This is a genomic window from Psychroflexus gondwanensis ACAM 44 (assembly GCF_000355905.1).
GTDB classification, from domain to species: Bacteria; Bacteroidota; Bacteroidia; order Flavobacteriales; family Flavobacteriaceae; genus Psychroflexus; species Psychroflexus gondwanensis.
In genome coordinates, this window is sequence record NZ_APLF01000009.1 from 211,426 (window position 1) to 227,053 (window position 15,628).

At 36.6% G+C, this 15,628-nt stretch carries 11 protein-coding genes; 9 read left to right on the plus strand and 2 right to left on the minus strand.

Going from position 1 to position 15,628, the window contains the following annotated elements; genetic code table 11:
* The first annotated feature begins 8 nt into the window (after positions 1 to 8).
* The 3 genes from rpoB to PGOND44_RS09850 all read left to right on the plus strand — a co-directional run bounded on the left by rpoB (position 9) and on the right by PGOND44_RS09850 (position 8,517).
* Positions 9 to 3,821, plus strand: a complete 3,813-nt coding sequence (gene rpoB, locus PGOND44_RS09840; protein WP_003440895.1) for a DNA-directed RNA polymerase subunit beta — start codon at positions 9 to 11, stop codon at positions 3,819 to 3,821.
* Between the two features lie 68 nt (positions 3,822 to 3,889).
* Entirely contained in the window at positions 3,890 to 8,197 is a 4,308-nt protein-coding gene (rpoC, locus tag PGOND44_RS09845) for a DNA-directed RNA polymerase subunit beta' (RefSeq protein WP_003440897.1), read from the plus strand.
* 2 nt (positions 8,198 to 8,199) lie between these two features.
* The gene (locus PGOND44_RS09850) at positions 8,200 to 8,517 is read left to right on the plus strand and encodes a DUF3467 domain-containing protein (protein WP_003440899.1); all 318 of its coding nucleotides are present in this window, start codon (positions 8,200 to 8,202) and stop codon (positions 8,515 to 8,517) included.
* Positions 8,518 to 8,599: 82 nt separating this feature from the next.
* Here the strand turns inward: PGOND44_RS09850 and PGOND44_RS09855 are convergent, their stop codons facing one another.
* Positions 8,600 to 9,274, minus strand: coding sequence for a YceI family protein (locus PGOND44_RS09855; protein WP_003440902.1), 675 nt, complete (start codon positions 9,272 to 9,274; stop codon positions 8,600 to 8,602).
* 120 nt (positions 9,275 to 9,394) lie between these two features.
* Between PGOND44_RS09855 and PGOND44_RS09860 the strand changes: the two genes are divergently transcribed.
* From PGOND44_RS09860 to PGOND44_RS09870, 3 genes are all read left to right on the plus strand, one after another.
* Positions 9,395 to 9,979 carry a nucleotide exchange factor GrpE gene (locus tag PGOND44_RS09860; RefSeq protein ID WP_003440905.1) on the plus strand — a complete coding sequence of 195 codons (585 nt, stop codon included), beginning with the start codon at positions 9,395 to 9,397 and terminating at the stop codon, positions 9,977 to 9,979.
* Between the two features lie 6 nt (positions 9,980 to 9,985).
* Positions 9,986 to 11,110: a molecular chaperone DnaJ gene (gene dnaJ, locus PGOND44_RS09865; protein WP_003440908.1), complete on the plus strand. Its 1,125-nt coding sequence runs from the start codon at positions 9,986 to 9,988 to the stop codon at positions 11,108 to 11,110.
* Between the two features lie 213 nt (positions 11,111 to 11,323).
* A complete protein-coding gene (locus PGOND44_RS09870; RefSeq protein ID WP_003440911.1) occupies positions 11,324 to 12,496 on the plus strand; it encodes a sigma-54-dependent transcriptional regulator in 1,173 nt (390 codons plus the stop codon).
* Here PGOND44_RS09870 and PGOND44_RS09875 read toward each other — a convergent pair.
* Positions 12,493 to 13,095 carry a hypothetical protein gene (locus PGOND44_RS09875; protein WP_003440914.1) on the minus strand — a complete coding sequence of 201 codons (603 nt, stop codon included), beginning with the start codon at positions 13,093 to 13,095 and terminating at the stop codon, positions 12,493 to 12,495. The genes PGOND44_RS09870 and PGOND44_RS09875 overlap by 4 nt on opposite strands.
* A gap of 375 nt (positions 13,096 to 13,470) precedes the next feature.
* On the opposite strand from PGOND44_RS09875, the gene PGOND44_RS09880 reads away from it, so the two are divergent.
* The 3 genes from PGOND44_RS09880 to PGOND44_RS09890 are packed head-to-tail and all read left to right on the plus strand — an operon-like array spanning position 13,471 to position 15,622.
* Positions 13,471 to 14,835, plus strand: a complete 1,365-nt coding sequence (locus PGOND44_RS09880; protein WP_040556038.1) for an MATE family efflux transporter — start codon at positions 13,471 to 13,473, stop codon at positions 14,833 to 14,835.
* Positions 14,835 to 15,059, plus strand: coding sequence for a hypothetical protein (locus PGOND44_RS09885; RefSeq protein ID WP_003440919.1), 225 nt, complete (start codon positions 14,835 to 14,837; stop codon positions 15,057 to 15,059). Before PGOND44_RS09880 ends, PGOND44_RS09885 begins: the two co-directional genes overlap by 1 nt.
* On the plus strand, positions 15,059 to 15,622 hold the full coding sequence (locus PGOND44_RS09890) for a phosphatase PAP2 family protein (protein WP_003440922.1): 564 nt from the start codon (positions 15,059 to 15,061) through the stop codon (positions 15,620 to 15,622). The genes PGOND44_RS09885 and PGOND44_RS09890 overlap by 1 nt, the downstream gene beginning before the upstream one ends.
* Positions 15,623 to 15,628 lie beyond the last annotated feature (6 nt).

The following is a 15,628-nucleotide window of genomic DNA, read 5'->3' on the forward strand; positions in this document are numbered from 1 at the left end:
TTTCTTAGATGTTAGCAATTCACAATGAACGAATTAGTTTTTCTTCCGTACAAAACAAGCCAGATTATCCAGATTTCCTGGATATCCAAGTAAAATCTTTCCAAGATTTTTTTCAGCTTGAAACCAAACCAGAAGAAAGATCCAACGAAGGTCTATACAATACCTTCAAAGAAAATTTTCCAATTACAGATACGAGAAATCAATTTGTACTTGAATTTTTAGACTACTTTGTAGATCCCCCAAGATATTCTATCCAAGAATGTATTGAAAGAGGTCTAACTTACAGTGTGCCTTTAAAGGCAAGATTAAAACTTTACTGTACCGATCCAGAACATGAGGATTTTGAAACGATCGTACAGGACGTCTATTTAGGGACTATTCCCTACATGACACCCAGCGGTACGTTTGTGATTAATGGAGCAGAACGGGTTGTTGTGTCTCAATTGCACAGATCACCAGGTGTATTTTTTGGTCAGTCTTTTCACGCTAACGGAACTAAACTTTATTCCGCTAGAGTTATTCCTTTTAAAGGATCGTGGATTGAATTTGCGACCGATATAAATTCTGTGATGTATGCCTACATCGACAGGAAAAAGAAATTACCTGTCACTACACTTTTCAGAGCTATCGGTTTTGAAAGAGATAAAGATATTTTAGAAATTTTTGATCTTGCAGAAGAGGTCAAAGTTTCAAAAACAGGTCTTAAAAAATTCCTTGGTAGAAAACTAGCTGCAAGGGTTTTAAATACATGGTATGAAGATTTCGTAGATGAAGATACAGGAGAGGTGGTGTCGATTGAAAGAAATGAAATCGTACTCGACCGTGATACCGTTTTAGAAAAAGACCATATTGAAGAGATTTTAGAAACGGGTTCAAAAACAATCTTACTTCACAAAGAAGAGAATTTGACCGGTGACTATGCTATCATATACAATACATTACAAAAAGATCCTACTAACTCTGAAAAAGAGGCAGTAGAGCATATTTATAGACAACTTCGTAATGCCGAGCCGCCTGATGAAGAAACGGCTAGAGGTATTATCGATAAGTTGTTCTTCTCAGATCAACGTTACAATTTAGGTGAAGTTGGTCGTTATAGAATGAACAAAAAGCTAGGTCTTGATATCAGTATGGACAGTAAGGTTCTTACTAAATTAGATATCATTACCATTATCAAGTACTTAATAGAACTTGTAAATTCTAAAGCTGAAGTTGATGATATTGATCACCTTTCTAACCGTCGTGTAAGAACAGTTGGTGAGCAATTGTCTCAACAATTTGGTGTTGGTCTAGCTAGAATGGCGAGAACCATAAGAGAGAGAATGAACGTTAGAGATAATGAAGTCTTTACACCAATCGACTTGATTAATGCGAAGACATTGTCTTCTGTGATCAATTCTTTCTTTGGAACCAACCAGTTGTCTCAGTTTATGGATCAAACCAATCCATTAGCTGAATTAACCAACAAACGTAGACTTTCTGCTTTAGGACCTGGAGGTTTATCTAGAGAAAGAGCTGGGTTCGAGGTTCGTGATGTTCACTACACTCACTACGGAAGACTTTGCCCTATTGAAACTCCTGAAGGACCAAACATTGGTCTGATTTCTTCTATGTCTGTTTATGGAAAAGTAAACAGCATGGGCTTTATCGAAACTCCATACCGTAAGGTTGAAAATGGAAAAATCGATTTCAAATCAGATCCTTTATACCTTTCAGCAGAAGAGGAAGAAAATAAATTGATTGCACAAGCCAATATTCCTATTTCAGAAGATGGAACGATGACTTCAGAACGTGTTATTGCACGTATGGAAGGTGATTTCCCTGTTGTAGATCCAAAAGATGTGGATTATATTGATGTTGCACCAAACCAAATTTCATCGATCTCTGCTTCATTAATTCCATTCTTGGAACACGATGATGCCAACAGAGCTTTGATGGGATCTAACATGATGCGTCAAGCACTTCCACTATTGAGAGTAGATGCTCCTATTGTAGGAACAGGACTTGAAAGAAGGGTTGCTCAAGATTCAAGAGTTTTGATCAACGCTGAAGGTGAAGGAACTGTCAAGTATGTAGATGCTAGAAAAATCATCATAGATTACGACAGAACTGAAAATGAAAGATTGGTTAGTTTTGACGATGATGACAAAACTTATGATCTGATCAAATTCAGAAAAACAAACCAAGGGTCTACCATTAACCTAAAACCTATCGTCCGTGTTGGAGATAGAGTTATTAAAGGACAAGTTCTTTGTGAAGGTTATGCAACAGATAATGGTGAGCTAGCTTTAGGTAGAAATATGAAAGTGGCATTTATGCCATGGAAAGGATATAACTTCGAGGATGCTATCGTAATTTCTGAGCGTGTGGTTAAAGATGATCTCTTAACTTCAGTTCATATCGACGAGTATTCTCTAGAAGTAAGAGATACCAAGCTTGGTAATGAAGAGTTGACCAGCGATATTCCAAACGTTTCTGAAGAAGCGACTAAAGACTTGGATGAGCATGGTATGATAAGAATAGGTGCAGAAATTAAGCCTGGAGATATCCTTATCGGTAAGATCACCCCAAAAGGTGAAAGCGATCCTACTCCCGAAGAAAAATTATTGAGAGCTATATTTGGTGACAAAGCTGGAGATGTAAAAGATGCTTCTTTAAAAGCTTCTCCATCACTCAACGGTGTTGTTATCGATAAGAAATTGTTTACTAGAGCTGTTAAAGACAAGCGTAAGCGTGCTCAGGATAAACAAGAAATCGATGCTTTGGAAGGAAAATTCCAAGTTAAGTTTGAAGAGCTAAGAAATCATTTGATTGAAAAGTTATTTGGAATCGTAGGAGGAAAAACTGCACAAGGTGTTCAAAATGATTTAGGGGAAGATACTCTACCAAAAGGTAAGAAGTACACTCTAAAGATGTTGAACTCTGTGGAAGATTTCAGCCACTTGACTAAAGGGACTTGGACGACAGATAAAGGGACCAATGCTTTAGTAGCAGACTTACTGCATAACTATAAAATTAAGCAAAACGACCTTCAAGGAAACCTAAGAAGAGAGAAATTTACTATAACAGTAGGAGATGAACTTCCATCGGGTATTTTAAAACTCGCTAAAATTTACGTGGCTAAGAAACGTAAATTGAAAGTAGGAGATAAGATGGCTGGTCGTCACGGAAACAAAGGTATTGTCGCTAAAATCGTAAGAGAAGAAGACATGCCGTTCTTGGAGGATGGAACTCCAGTAGATATCGTATTGAACCCATTGGGTGTACCATCGCGTATGAACATTGGACAGATCTACGAAACTGTATTAGGTTGGGCTGGACAAAAATTAGGTAAGAAATTTGCGACTCCAATTTTTGATGGAGCCACTTTAGACCAAATTAATGAATTGACCGACGAAGCTGGAATTCCAAGATTTGGGCACACGTATCTTTTTGATGGTGGAACTGGTGAGCGTTTTGATCAACCTGCAACGGTAGGAGTGATTTATATGCTGAAACTAGGTCATATGATTGAAGATAAAATGCACGCTAGATCTATAGGACCTTACTCTCTAATCACACAGCAACCTCTTGGTGGTAAAGCACAATTTGGTGGACAGCGTTTTGGTGAAATGGAAGTTTGGGCTTTAGAAGCCTACGGAGCGTCTGCTACATTAAGAGAAATTTTAACAGTAAAATCTGATGATGTTATTGGTAGAGCCAAAACTTACGAAGCAATCGTAAAAGGTGAACCCATGCCAGAGCCAGGATTGCCAGAATCTTTCAATGTATTGATGCACGAATTGAAAGGTTTAGGACTAGATATCAGATTAGAAGAGTAATAACAATCCCACCTAAGGGTGGGGTTGATTATCACATTATATTTCAATAATTCTTTAGCACTTGTATTATGACAAGAAATAATGATAAGAATACACAAAAGAGGTTTAATAAAATCTCTATAGGTTTATCTTCTCCAGAGAGAATTCTAGGTGAATCTCGAGGTGAAGTTTTAAAACCTGAAACTATTAACTACAGAACACACAAGCCGGAAAGAGATGGATTGTTTTGTGAACGAATTTTTGGCCCCGTCAAAGATTATGAATGTGCTTGTGGAAAATACAAAAGAATACGTTACAAAGGAATTGTTTGTGACCGTTGCGGAGTAGAAGTTACCGAGAAGAAAGTAAGAAGAGACCGTGTTGGACATATCAACTTAGTAGTTCCTGTTGCTCATATTTGGTACTTTAGATCCTTACCTAACAAAATAGGTTACCTTCTTGGAATTCCTTCCAAGAAACTGGACATGATTATTTACTACGAGCGTTATGTAGTTATTCAACCAGGGGATGCTAAGAATGAAGAAGGAGAGCCACTTAAAAAAATGGATTTCTTAACCGAAGAAGAGTATCTGAATATACTTGAAGAAGTTCCACAAGAGAATCAATATCTAGACGATGACGATCCAAACAAATTCATTGCCAAAATGGGTGCTGAATGTCTTTTGGAAATTCTAAAGCGTTTAGATCTTAATCAACTGTCTTACGACCTAAGACACAAGGCTAACAATGAAACGTCTAAGCAAAGGAAAACTGAAGCTTTAAAACGTTTACAAGTTGTTGAAGCTTTAAGAGATTCTACAAAAACTAGAGAAAATAATCCTGAGTGGATGATCATGAAAGTGATCCCTGTAACTCCTCCAGAATTAAGACCTCTTGTGCCTCTTGATGGCGGACGTTTTGCGACTTCAGATTTAAATGACTTATACCGTAGAGTAATTATTAGAAACAATCGTTTAAAGCGATTGATGGAAATAAAGGCTCCTGAAGTTATCTTAAGAAATGAAAAACGTATGCTGCAGGAATCTGTAGATTCTTTGTTTGATAATACGAGAAAATCTTCAGCGGTTAAAACGGATTCTAACAGACCTCTGAAATCGCTTTCCGATTCTTTAAAAGGTAAGCAAGGACGTTTCAGACAAAACTTACTTGGTAAGCGTGTGGATTATTCAGCACGTTCGGTAATCGTTGTTGGTCCTGAGATGAAAATGTTTGAATGTGGATTGCCTAAAGATATGGCAGCAGAACTCTACAAGCCTTTTGTTATCAGAAAACTGATCGAAAGAGGAATTGTTAAGACTGTAAAATCGGCTAAGAAAATAATAGACAAAAAAGAACCAGTCGTTTGGGATATTCTTGAAAATGTACTCAAGGGTCATCCTGTTTTGCTTAACCGTGCGCCAACGCTTCACAGACTTGGTATACAAGCCTTTCAACCTAAGTTGATTGAAGGTAAAGCGATACAATTACACCCATTGGTTTGTACTGCATTTAATGCCGATTTTGATGGTGATCAAATGGCAGTTCATTTACCTCTAGGTCCAGAAGCTATCTTGGAAGCTCAACTTTTAATGTTGGCCTCTCATAGTATTTTGAACCCTGCAAATGGTTCTCCTATTACCGTTCCTTCTCAGGATATGGTACTTGGATTATACTATATGACTAAGCCAAGATCTTCTACTCCAGAACATAAAGTGAAAGGGGAAGGCCTTAGATTTTATTCAGCCGAAGAAGTTAACATTGCTTACAACGAAAAGCAAGTTGAATTAAACGCTTTAATCACAATTAGAACTAACGATGTTGACGAAAACGGAGATATCGTTAAGAAAAATATAGAAACGACAGTAGGACGGGTGTTGTTTAACCAAACTATTCCGGATAGTGTTGGTTTTATAAACGATGTAATGACTAAGAAAGCGCTTCGTGATGTTATCGCGAGAGTACTTAAGAAAACATCTGTTCCCGAAACTGCTGAATTCTTAGATGAAATTAAAACTCTAGGATACAATTTCGCCTTTAAAGGTGGATTGTCTTTCTCTCTTGGTGATATTATTATCCCAGCAGAAAAGCAATCTATGATTGACGATGCAAATGAGCAAGTAGAAGGCGTTATAGGAAACTATAACATGGGTCTTATCACAAACAATGAGCGTTACAACCAAGTTATTGATATATGGACGGCTACCAATGCAAATCTTACAGAACTCGCTATGAAGCGTATTCGTGAAGATCAGCAAGGATTCAACTCTGTGTATATGATGCTTGATTCTGGTGCAAGGGGTTCTAAGGAACAAATTCGCCAGTTAACAGGTATGCGTGGTTTGATGGCTAAGCCTAAAAAATCTACATCTGCAGGTGGAGAAATTATTGAAAATCCTATTTTATCTAACTTTAAAGAAGGTCTTTCAATTTTAGAATACTTTATCTCTACTCACGGTGCTCGTAAAGGTCTTGCCGATACGGCTCTTAAAACTGCCGATGCTGGTTACTTAACTCGTAGACTGGTAGATGTTTCTCAAGATGTAATTGTAAGAGAAGAAGACTGTGGAACTTTAAGAGGTATTGAAGTTTCTGCACTGAAGAAAAATGATGAAGTTGTAGAAAGTTTAGGAGAACGTATCGTTGGTAGAACAGCGCTTAACGATATTATAGATCCTATTTCTCAAGATTTACTTGTAGAGTCTGGAGATGAAATTAATGAAGATGCTGCAGATAAAATCGAAGCTTCTGCTTTAAACTCAGTTGAAGTTCGTTCTCCATTAACTTGTGAAGCTAAACAAGGAATTTGTGTGAAATGTTATGGTAGAAACCTTTCTACTAATAAGACAGTTCAACGAGGTGAAGCTGTAGGTGTTGTTGCTGCCCAATCTATTGGTGAGCCAGGTACTCAGTTAACCTTAAGAACTTTCCACGTTGGAGGTATTGCGGGTAACATTTCTGAAGAAAACAAATTGGAAGCTAAATTTGATGGTGTTGCAGAAATTGAAGACTTAAAAACTGTTGAAGGAAAAAATAGCGATGGCAAGAAAACTGACATTGTTATTTCAAGAACTTCAGAAATAAAAGTCATCGATAAAAAATCTGGAATTGCTTTGAGCACAAATGTTATCCCTTATGGTTCTGAACTTCTGGTAAGTCCTGGAGATAAAATCAAAAAAGGAGATGTCATTTGTAAATGGGATCCTTATAATGGTGTAATTATTTCAGAATTCTCTGGTAAAATTGAATTTGAAAATATTACTCAAGGTCAGACTTTCGATGTTGAAAGTGATGAGCAAACGGGTTTCCAAGAGAAAGTGATTATTGAATCTAAGAATAAGCGTAAGATTCCTACACTTCACATCAAAAATAACGATGATGAAATTATGAGATCTTATAACTTACCTGTTGGAGCTCACTTGATGGTAGATGATGATGAGGAAATCAAAATCGGTAAGATCTTGGTTAAAATTCCTAGAAAATCATCAAAAACTGGTGATATTACAGGAGGTCTTCCAAGATTAACAGAATTGTTTGAAGCAAGAAATCCTTCAAACCCTGCTGTTGTAAGTGAAATTGATGGTGTTGTTTCTTTTGGAAAAATTAAAAGAGGTAACCGTGAAATTATCATAGAGTCTAAACTTGGTGAGATTAAAAAATACTTGGTTAAATTATCTAATCAGATCTTAGTACAAGAAAATGATTATGTAAAAGCAGGTATGCCATTGTCTGATGGTTCTGTTACTCCAGAAGATATCTTAAACATCAAAGGGCCTAGTGCTGTGCAACAATACTTAGTGAACGAGGTGCAAGAGGTCTATAGATTACAAGGAGTACAAATCAATGACAAACACTTTGAAGTTGTTGTAAGACAAATGATGAGAAAAGTTAAGATTCAGGACTCTGGAGATACGATATTCTTAGAAAACCAATTGGTGCATAAAGAAGACTTTATCGAAGAAAACGATAATATTTTTGGTAAGAAAATCGTAGAAGAGGCTGGTGACAGTGTGAACTTAAAACCTGGTCAAATTGTCACGATTCGTGAATTGAGAGACGAAAATTCTATCTTAAAACGCGAGGATAAGCAATTAGTTACGGCTCGGGATGCTGAGTCTGCGACTGCTGCTCCAATCTTGCAAGGGATTACAAGAGCATCTCTTCAAACCAAATCTTTCATCTCGGCCGCTTCTTTCCAAGAAACGACCAAAGTATTAAACGAAGCTGCGGTAAGCGGAAAAGTGGATTACTTAGAAGGATTGAAAGAGAATGTAATTGTAGGACACAGAATTCCTGCAGGAACTGGTTTAAGAGAGTTTGACGATATCATAGTAGGGTCTAAAGAAGAATTGGCCAATATGATGGAGAAAAAACAAGAAGTCAATGTAAACTTTAATTAATCATGAGTGATCAAAACGATAAGAAACAACAGAAGCTCAATATACAGATAGACGACGATGTCGCTCAAGGTATATATAGCAACTTGGCGATCATCAATCATTCTCAAACTGAGTTTGTACTGGATTTTGTAAACATAATGCCTGGAGCTCCTAAGAATAAAGTGAGATCGAGAATTATACTTACACCACAACATGCTAAGCGTTTGATGAGGGCATTGAGTGATAACATTAGTCGTTTTGAAAAAAGTCAGGGTTCTATTAAAGAACAAGATAAAACCAATATTCCTTTGAATTTTGGTGGACCTACCGGTGAAGCTTAATTTTCATTGTAGATCTATAAAGAAAATCCCCTCAAACTGACGTTTGAGGGGATTTTTATTTTGAATCAAAACTGACTCGTTATTATTCAGCTTTATAAGCTTTCAAATCAAAAGCAATTTTCATTTGATCGTCAATAAATTTATCTCCTAAATTCTCAACAAAAGATTTAGACATAAATTTGATACCCCACTCTGTTCTATCTAAGACAATGTCCTTTGAGGTTAAAATCAATGAATCGTCAGCTTCGTTCATAGAGACCTGAACAGGAAAAGTGATGTTTTTAGAGGTTTCCTTTAAAGTTAGATTTCCAGATAGCAAAGTCTGTCCTTCTTTATGTTCTACACCAGTAATTTCAAAATTCGCTTCAGGATACTTATTCACGTTAAAGAAATGATCTTCTTTACCGTTGGCATACCCTTTTAAATGATTTTCGAGGTCTTCCTTTTCTTGACCTTCAAGATCTAATACATTTATAGTCTTCATGTCAATAGTGATATCTCCTCCCTGAAGTTCTCCTTCATTTACAGACAATCTGCTTTCAGATAAAGAAATCTGACCCTTGTGTTGTTCAGCGGGCTTAGAACCTATCCAATTGATTTTAGATTGTTCTAAATTGACATTATAAGTTGAAGCTAAACTTGAAGTCTCTCTGGTTTCTTTAACATCAGAAGTTTCAGTTTTTTTATCGCTTTTACAGCTTGCTGCTGTTGCGATTAATGATAATACCAAAAGAGAATTAATTACTTTTCTTTTCATTTTTGTTTTTTTAAGTTTAAGAAGTCATATCCAAAAACATTCCACAGTAGAACACTGTCATTATGGCATTAGAACACAATTGGCAATACATTTGCCATACCATACGTAAATTTACAAGCGATGAGTGAAAATAAATCAAATAAAGACGATATAGAATCAACACAAAATGATGTTGAAGTCAATTCAGAAGAGGAAACTTCAGAAGTTCATGATCTAGAAAGTGACGAAGTAGTGGATACTCCAGAAGTTGAGCTGTCTACAGAGGAAAGACTTCAGCAAGAGTTAGGTGCTAAAGATGATAAGTATCTAAGACTTTTTGCTGAATTTGAAAATTATAAGCGCCGAACTTCAAAGGAAAGAATGGAGTTGTTCAAAACAGCTAGCCAAGAAGTGATGCAAGCTATGCTACCCGTTCTTGATGATTTTGATCGTGCCCTCCTTCAAATTAAAAAATCTGATGATGAATCTCTAGTAGAAGGTATTGAACTGATCAATACTAAACTAAGAGAAACTCTTATTCACAAGGGGCTTGAAGTAATGTTAGTAAAAGCAGGTGATGCTTTTGATTCTGAATTACACGAAGCTATTACCCAAGTGCCTTCACCAAGTGAAGACATGAAAGGTAAAATTATTGACGTAGTTGAAAAAGGTTATACATTGGGCGATAAAATTATAAGATACCCTAAAGTAGTGACAGGAAAATAAAATTTTATGAAAGAAGATTATTACGACATATTAGGATTATCTAAAGGAGCTTCACAAGTTGAAATTAAAAAAGCCTATCGAAAGATGGCCATTAAGTTTCATCCAGATAAAAACCCAGATGATAACGAAGCTGAAGCTAAATTTAAAAAAGCAGCAGAGGCTTACGAGGTTCTTGGAAATGAAGAAAAAAGGCAAAAGTACGACCAATTTGGTCATGGTGCTTTCGATGGTTCCCAAGGCTTTGGCGGAGGTGGAATGAACATGGATGACATCTTCAGCCAATTTGGCGATATTTTCGGTGGAGGATTTGGAGGAAGATCTCAAGGATTCTCTGGTTTTGGAGGCGGTTTCGGCGGCAGACAACGTGCTAAAGGTGGAAACCTTAGAATACGCGTTAGTCTTACACTAGAAGAAGTCGCTAAAGGGGTTGATAAGAAGATGAAAGTCTCTAGAAAGAAAAAGCCAGAAGACACTACTTTTAAAACCTGCTCAACTTGCGGGGGTTCCGGTCAGGTCACCAGAGTGACAAATACCATTCTAGGAAGAATGCAAACGGCATCTGCTTGTACAGCTTGTGCAGGTTCGGGACAAATTATCGATAAAAAAGGTCAAGGCACAGATGCTCATGGTCTCAAAATGGTCGAAGAAACGGTGTCCATTAAAATTCCATCGGGAGTTGAAGATGGTATGCAACTAAAAGTTTCCAATAAAGGAAATGAGCCTGTTGGCGATGGTATCCCTGGTGATCTTATTGTCCTTATAGAGGTTAAGGAGCACGAAAATTTACAGCGTGATGGAGAAAATTTGCATTACGATCTCTATATCAGTTATCCTGAAGCTGCTCTTGGGGCTAGCAAAGAAATTCAAACCGTTAATAGTAAAGTTAGAATTAAGGTGGAACCAGGCGTGCAGAGTGGTAAAATTTTAAGATTAAGAAATAAAGGTTTGCCCAACTTAAATGGGTATAGTGTTGGGGATTTACTTGTGCACATTAATGTGTGGACACCACAAACCTTATCTAAAGAACAAAAAGACTATTTTGAAGAAAATTTAGGAGATTCAAATTTTGAACCTAATCCAGATCGAATGGATAAATCTTTCTTTGAAAAGGTAAAAGATATGTTCTCATAAGTCAGTTAACATTTAATTATATATATTTGAACATCGCTATTTTTTAGCGGTGTTTTTTCTTTTTCATAGCAATTTTTTTTCCCATCCTACATTAGTGTAGGGTGGGTTTTGTTTTTTTAGAAGAACGAAGTTTAAAATTCTAAAAAAAAGAAGATGGGTTTTTCTAAACCATAAGATATGGGTTATATTTAATTTTTATAAATACGATAAGTGATGCCTAAAATTTTGATTATTGAAGATGAAGATGCAATAAGACGTGTTCTCAAAAAAATATTACTTGAAGAAGAACAAAACTATACTGTTGAAGAAGCTGAGGATGGTTTGTTAGGCATTGAGCTCATTAAAAAGAACAAGTATGATCTTATTCTTTGTGATATAAAAATGCCAAAAATGGATGGTTTGGAAGTTTTGTCAGCTTGTCAGAAACTAAACCCAGATCTTCCTGTAGTCATGATTTCTGGACATGGGGACCTAGAAACTGCTGTAGAAACCATGCGTATGGGAGCTTTTGATTATATTTCTAAACCCCCCGACCTTAACCGCTTATTGAATACTGTAAGAATAGCCTTGGACCATACTCAATTGGCACAAGAAAACAAGCAGCTGAAAAAAAAGGTGTCCAAGCAATTTGAAATGATAGGTAAGTCTGAGGAGTTGGAGCAGATAAAATCCATGATTGATAAAGTAGCCCCGACAGAAGCTAGAGTTTTAATTACTGGCGAAAATGGTACCGGGAAAGAACTTGTCGCTCATTGGCTTCACGAAAAAAGTGAACGAAACAAAGGACCGTTTATAGAGGTAAATTGCGCCGCTATACCGTCAGAATTAATTGAAAGTGAACTTTTTGGTCACGTCAAAGGAGCTTTTACTTCTGCCAACAAGGACAGGGCTGGAAAGTTTGAAGCTGCCAATGGAGGAACTATTTTTCTTGATGAAATTGGCGATATGAGTTTGTCTGCTCAGGCAAAAGTCTTGAGGGCTTTACAGGAAAATAGAGTGCAACGTGTAGGAAGTGATAAAGACATTAAAGTTGATGTGAGAGTGGTTGCAGCGACTAATAAAAACTTAAAGGATGAAATTACCGACAAGCGATTCAGAGAAGACCTTTACCATAGACTTGCCGTAATTCTTATTCACGTTCCTTCTCTAAAGGAAAGGCGAAGGGATATTCCAGAATTGATACAACATTTTACAGAAAAAATAGCCAGAGAGCAAGGGACCAAGCCTAAAAGCTTTGACGATAAAGCCATTTCAATTTTAGAACAACTGGACTGGACTGGTAATATACGAGAGCTTAGGAATGTTGTTGAGCGCCTCATCATTTTAGGCGATCAACAAATTTCAGATAAAGATGTGGAGCAATTCGTGCAACTCAAGTCGACCTAATCGTCTAGCGTAGGAGGGACGTATCTTAAAAAATACATGGTATCGCCACTTGGGTGTTCCCATTCTTTAAGCATCTCAAACCCATACCTCCTATAAGCAATACTCACCTTTCTAACTCGAGTCTCCGCGTAAATAGGCAATTGAAGTGACTTAGAAATGCGAAACATTTCGTCTTTCATCTTGTAAGGGGTTTTGTCGCTGCTATTACCTCTAGCATCTGGTAAAATTCCCCAGAACCAGCAGTAGAGAAATTCCCCTTCAGTTGGGCGTTGCTGCCTTACAAATTTTTGAGATTTTAAGGCTTTAAGTCCTTTTGTTAATCCTGTGACGTTGATGGCAAGTTTTAAGTCGCTTACCAATTCTGCCCAAAAACCATCGCTTTTCCCATCCATTTTAAAGAAAATAGCGATGCCTCTCCCATTATCAGAAATTAAGAGGGCATCTTTCTTTATGGCTTTCTCAACCATGTGCTTAGCTAAATATCTAAATCTTTCTTTCTTCTTGGAATCGTCTTTGACGATCTCTAGAGAAGTTGGGATTTCTTCTAGAAGAGTGGCGACATGGCCAATGATTTCATCTTTATCAAAATCTTGCTTCAAATCTGTTGGTTTTCAAGTTTAAAATTCAAATATAATTTAAAAATATTATCCATTACCTGTATTGGAAGAGCAAGTTTAGGTCCGAAGGATTAATACCAATTTAAACCTATAATGTCGCAATAAATCGTTTTTTCCCCCTGCTTTTTATCAAAAATAATCACCGTAACTAAGGCTATGCTTATTATTTTTAATCAATCAAAAAACTTGTGCTGAGCTACGTCGTAATATAATTCAATTTATGTCTACGACATTATCAATTTAATTTGGTATAAGTCGTAAATGATTTTAAACTTTTTGAGTTTTGAAGATTTTACAACACACGATCTGCCTTATTTAAATCCCAAAGCGTACTTTTGCACATCAAAAAAAACAGCCTTGAATTTATCAACTTACACCAAAGAATTTCCTAAAAACTTCAGTCTTGCTTTACCTATTATGATGGGACAGCTGGGCCATGTTTTAGTTGGTTTTGTAGATAATTTAATGATAGGTAAATTAGGAGCAGCACCGTTGGCAGCTGTTTCCTTGGGCAATACCCTTATTTTTTTAGCCCTTTTTCTGGGTATAGGTTTCAGCTTTGCCATTACTCCCTTTATCGCAGAAGCAGATGGTGAGGGAGACACTCAAAAAGGGCGTGTGTTTTTTCAACATGGCTTAGTGATGTGTACCGTTAATGGAGTTGTTTTATTCCTCCTCCTATTATTAGCTAAACCTATTTTATATCACCTCGATCAACCTAAAGATGTTGTGGATTTGGCCTTGCCTTATTTGGATATCGTAGCTTTTTCTTTGATTCCGCTAATGATATTCCAGGGATTCAAGCAATTCGCAGATGGTCTTTCCATGACCAAATACGCCATGTACGCTACGCTTTTAGCAAATGTGGTCAACGTTATTTTCAATTATTTATTGATCTACGGGATTTGGTTTTTTCCTAGATTGGAATTAGAAGGGGCTGCAATAGGGACTCTTATCTCTCGAGTTTTTATGCTTGTTCTTCTGTATTTAATTTTAAGTAAGCGCCCTAAGCTAAAGCCGTATTTCGTCTTGATGAAAAAGTCTTTGGATAAGAAAATATTTAAACGTTTGATAGATCTTGGTTTTCCTACGGCCTTACAAATGTTATTTGAGGGAGGTATTTTTACAGCCACTGTCTTATTAGCAGGAACTTTAGGAACCAATGCTCAGGCTGCCAATCAAATTGCCTTAAACTTGGCTTCTATGACTTTTATGATAGCTGTTGGTCTGGGAGTCACTGCTACTATTCGTGTGTCCAATCAAAAGGGTAAAAAACAGTTTAAGACGTTAAGGGATGTAGCGTATTCTATATTCTTACAGGTATTTATCATAGAAGGCTTTTTTGCGCTTGGGTTTATTCTGCTTAAAGGATTTTTACCTACTCTTTATATCGATGATGCAGAAGTCCTCATGCTAGCTTCGCAACTACTTGTTATTGCAGCACTTTTTCAATTGAGTGATGGCTTGCAAGTTGCAATTTTAGGAGCCCTACGTGGTCTTCAAGATGTAAAGGTTCCGACCTTGATATGTTTTGTGGCTTATTGGCTAATTGGATTTCCCGTGTCTTATTTCGCCGGTAAAGCTGAGGCTTTAGGAAGTATGGGTATTTGGCTTGGTCTACTCATTGGTTTAACGGCATCAGCTATTATGTTATATATTCGATTTAATATGCTCTCCAAAAAACAAATTCTTACTTTTGAAGAAATAAAATCTACTGCATAATGAAATTACCCCGGTTTATATTAGGTGATAATACAGATGTTCCAGACTCTATATTTATTATTCATACAGAATTCCCAAGATTTATCATCGACCTAAAAACAGATGATATTGAGTGGTTTGAAAATTTTGATGTTGAAAATGAAGAAGAATTTCTTGAGGAAACCAATAACCTAGTAAAAGAAGCTAGCGAATTTTACGATAGAGAAGTAGATCGTTATCAATAATGTTGGAAACTTTAGAACAAATAGATCGTGAACTTTTTCTTTATCTCAATAATCTTGGAATTAAAGAATGGGATTGGTTTTGGGTATTTCTGACCGAAAAGGAAACCTCCATACCGCTTTATGCGATTCTTTTATTTTTGATTTTCAAAAAAATACGATTACGAGGTTTATTAATTACAGTTGTTATTGTGGCGGTAATGATCACCTTTACAGATCAGCTGGCCAATTTCTTTAAAGACAGTTTTCAAAGACTACGACCTTGTAACGAATCCTTTATAGAATACGGAAGATTTTTGGCTAAGCGTTGTGGTAAATATGGTTACTTCTCTGGGCATGCCATCAGTTCTTTTGCGGTTGCAACGTTGGTGTCCAATATTTTGAAACCCTACTATAAATATGTGTTTTATTGGCTCTTTTTCTGGGCTTTTATGGTGACTTATAGCCGTATTTACGTTGGAGTCCATTATCCAGGAGATATTTTTACTGGAGCAGTTTTTGGAATAGCAACAGGGTTTATGTTTTACAAATTATATAAGTACCTAAGATTCAGGTTTGATAAATAATTTGAA

Bases quoted from the DNA above. Each gene is read 5' to 3' on its own strand.
- PGOND44_RS09870 (WP_003440911.1), top strand. From the start codon at position 11,324: ATGCCTAAAATTTTGATTATTGAAGATGAAGATGCAATAAGACGTGTT.
- PGOND44_RS09860 (WP_003440905.1), top strand. From the start codon at position 9,395: ATGAGTGAAAATAAATCAAATAAAGACGATATAGAATCAACACAAAAT.
- rpoB (WP_003440895.1), top strand. From the start codon at position 9: ATGTTAGCAATTCACAATGAACGAATTAGTTTTTCTTCCGTACAAAAC.
- PGOND44_RS09855 (WP_003440902.1), bottom strand. From the start codon at position 9,274: ATGAAAAGAAAAGTAATTAATTCTCTTTTGGTATTATCATTAATCGCA.
- PGOND44_RS09850 (WP_003440899.1), top strand. From the start codon at position 8,200: ATGAGTGATCAAAACGATAAGAAACAACAGAAGCTCAATATACAGATA.
- dnaJ (WP_003440908.1), top strand. From the start codon at position 9,986: ATGAAAGAAGATTATTACGACATATTAGGATTATCTAAAGGAGCTTCA.
- rpoC (WP_003440897.1), top strand. From the start codon at position 3,890: ATGACAAGAAATAATGATAAGAATACACAAAAGAGGTTTAATAAAATC.
- PGOND44_RS09885 (WP_003440919.1), top strand. From the start codon at position 14,835: ATGAAATTACCCCGGTTTATATTAGGTGATAATACAGATGTTCCAGAC.
- PGOND44_RS09890 (WP_003440922.1), top strand. From the start codon at position 15,059: ATGTTGGAAACTTTAGAACAAATAGATCGTGAACTTTTTCTTTATCTC.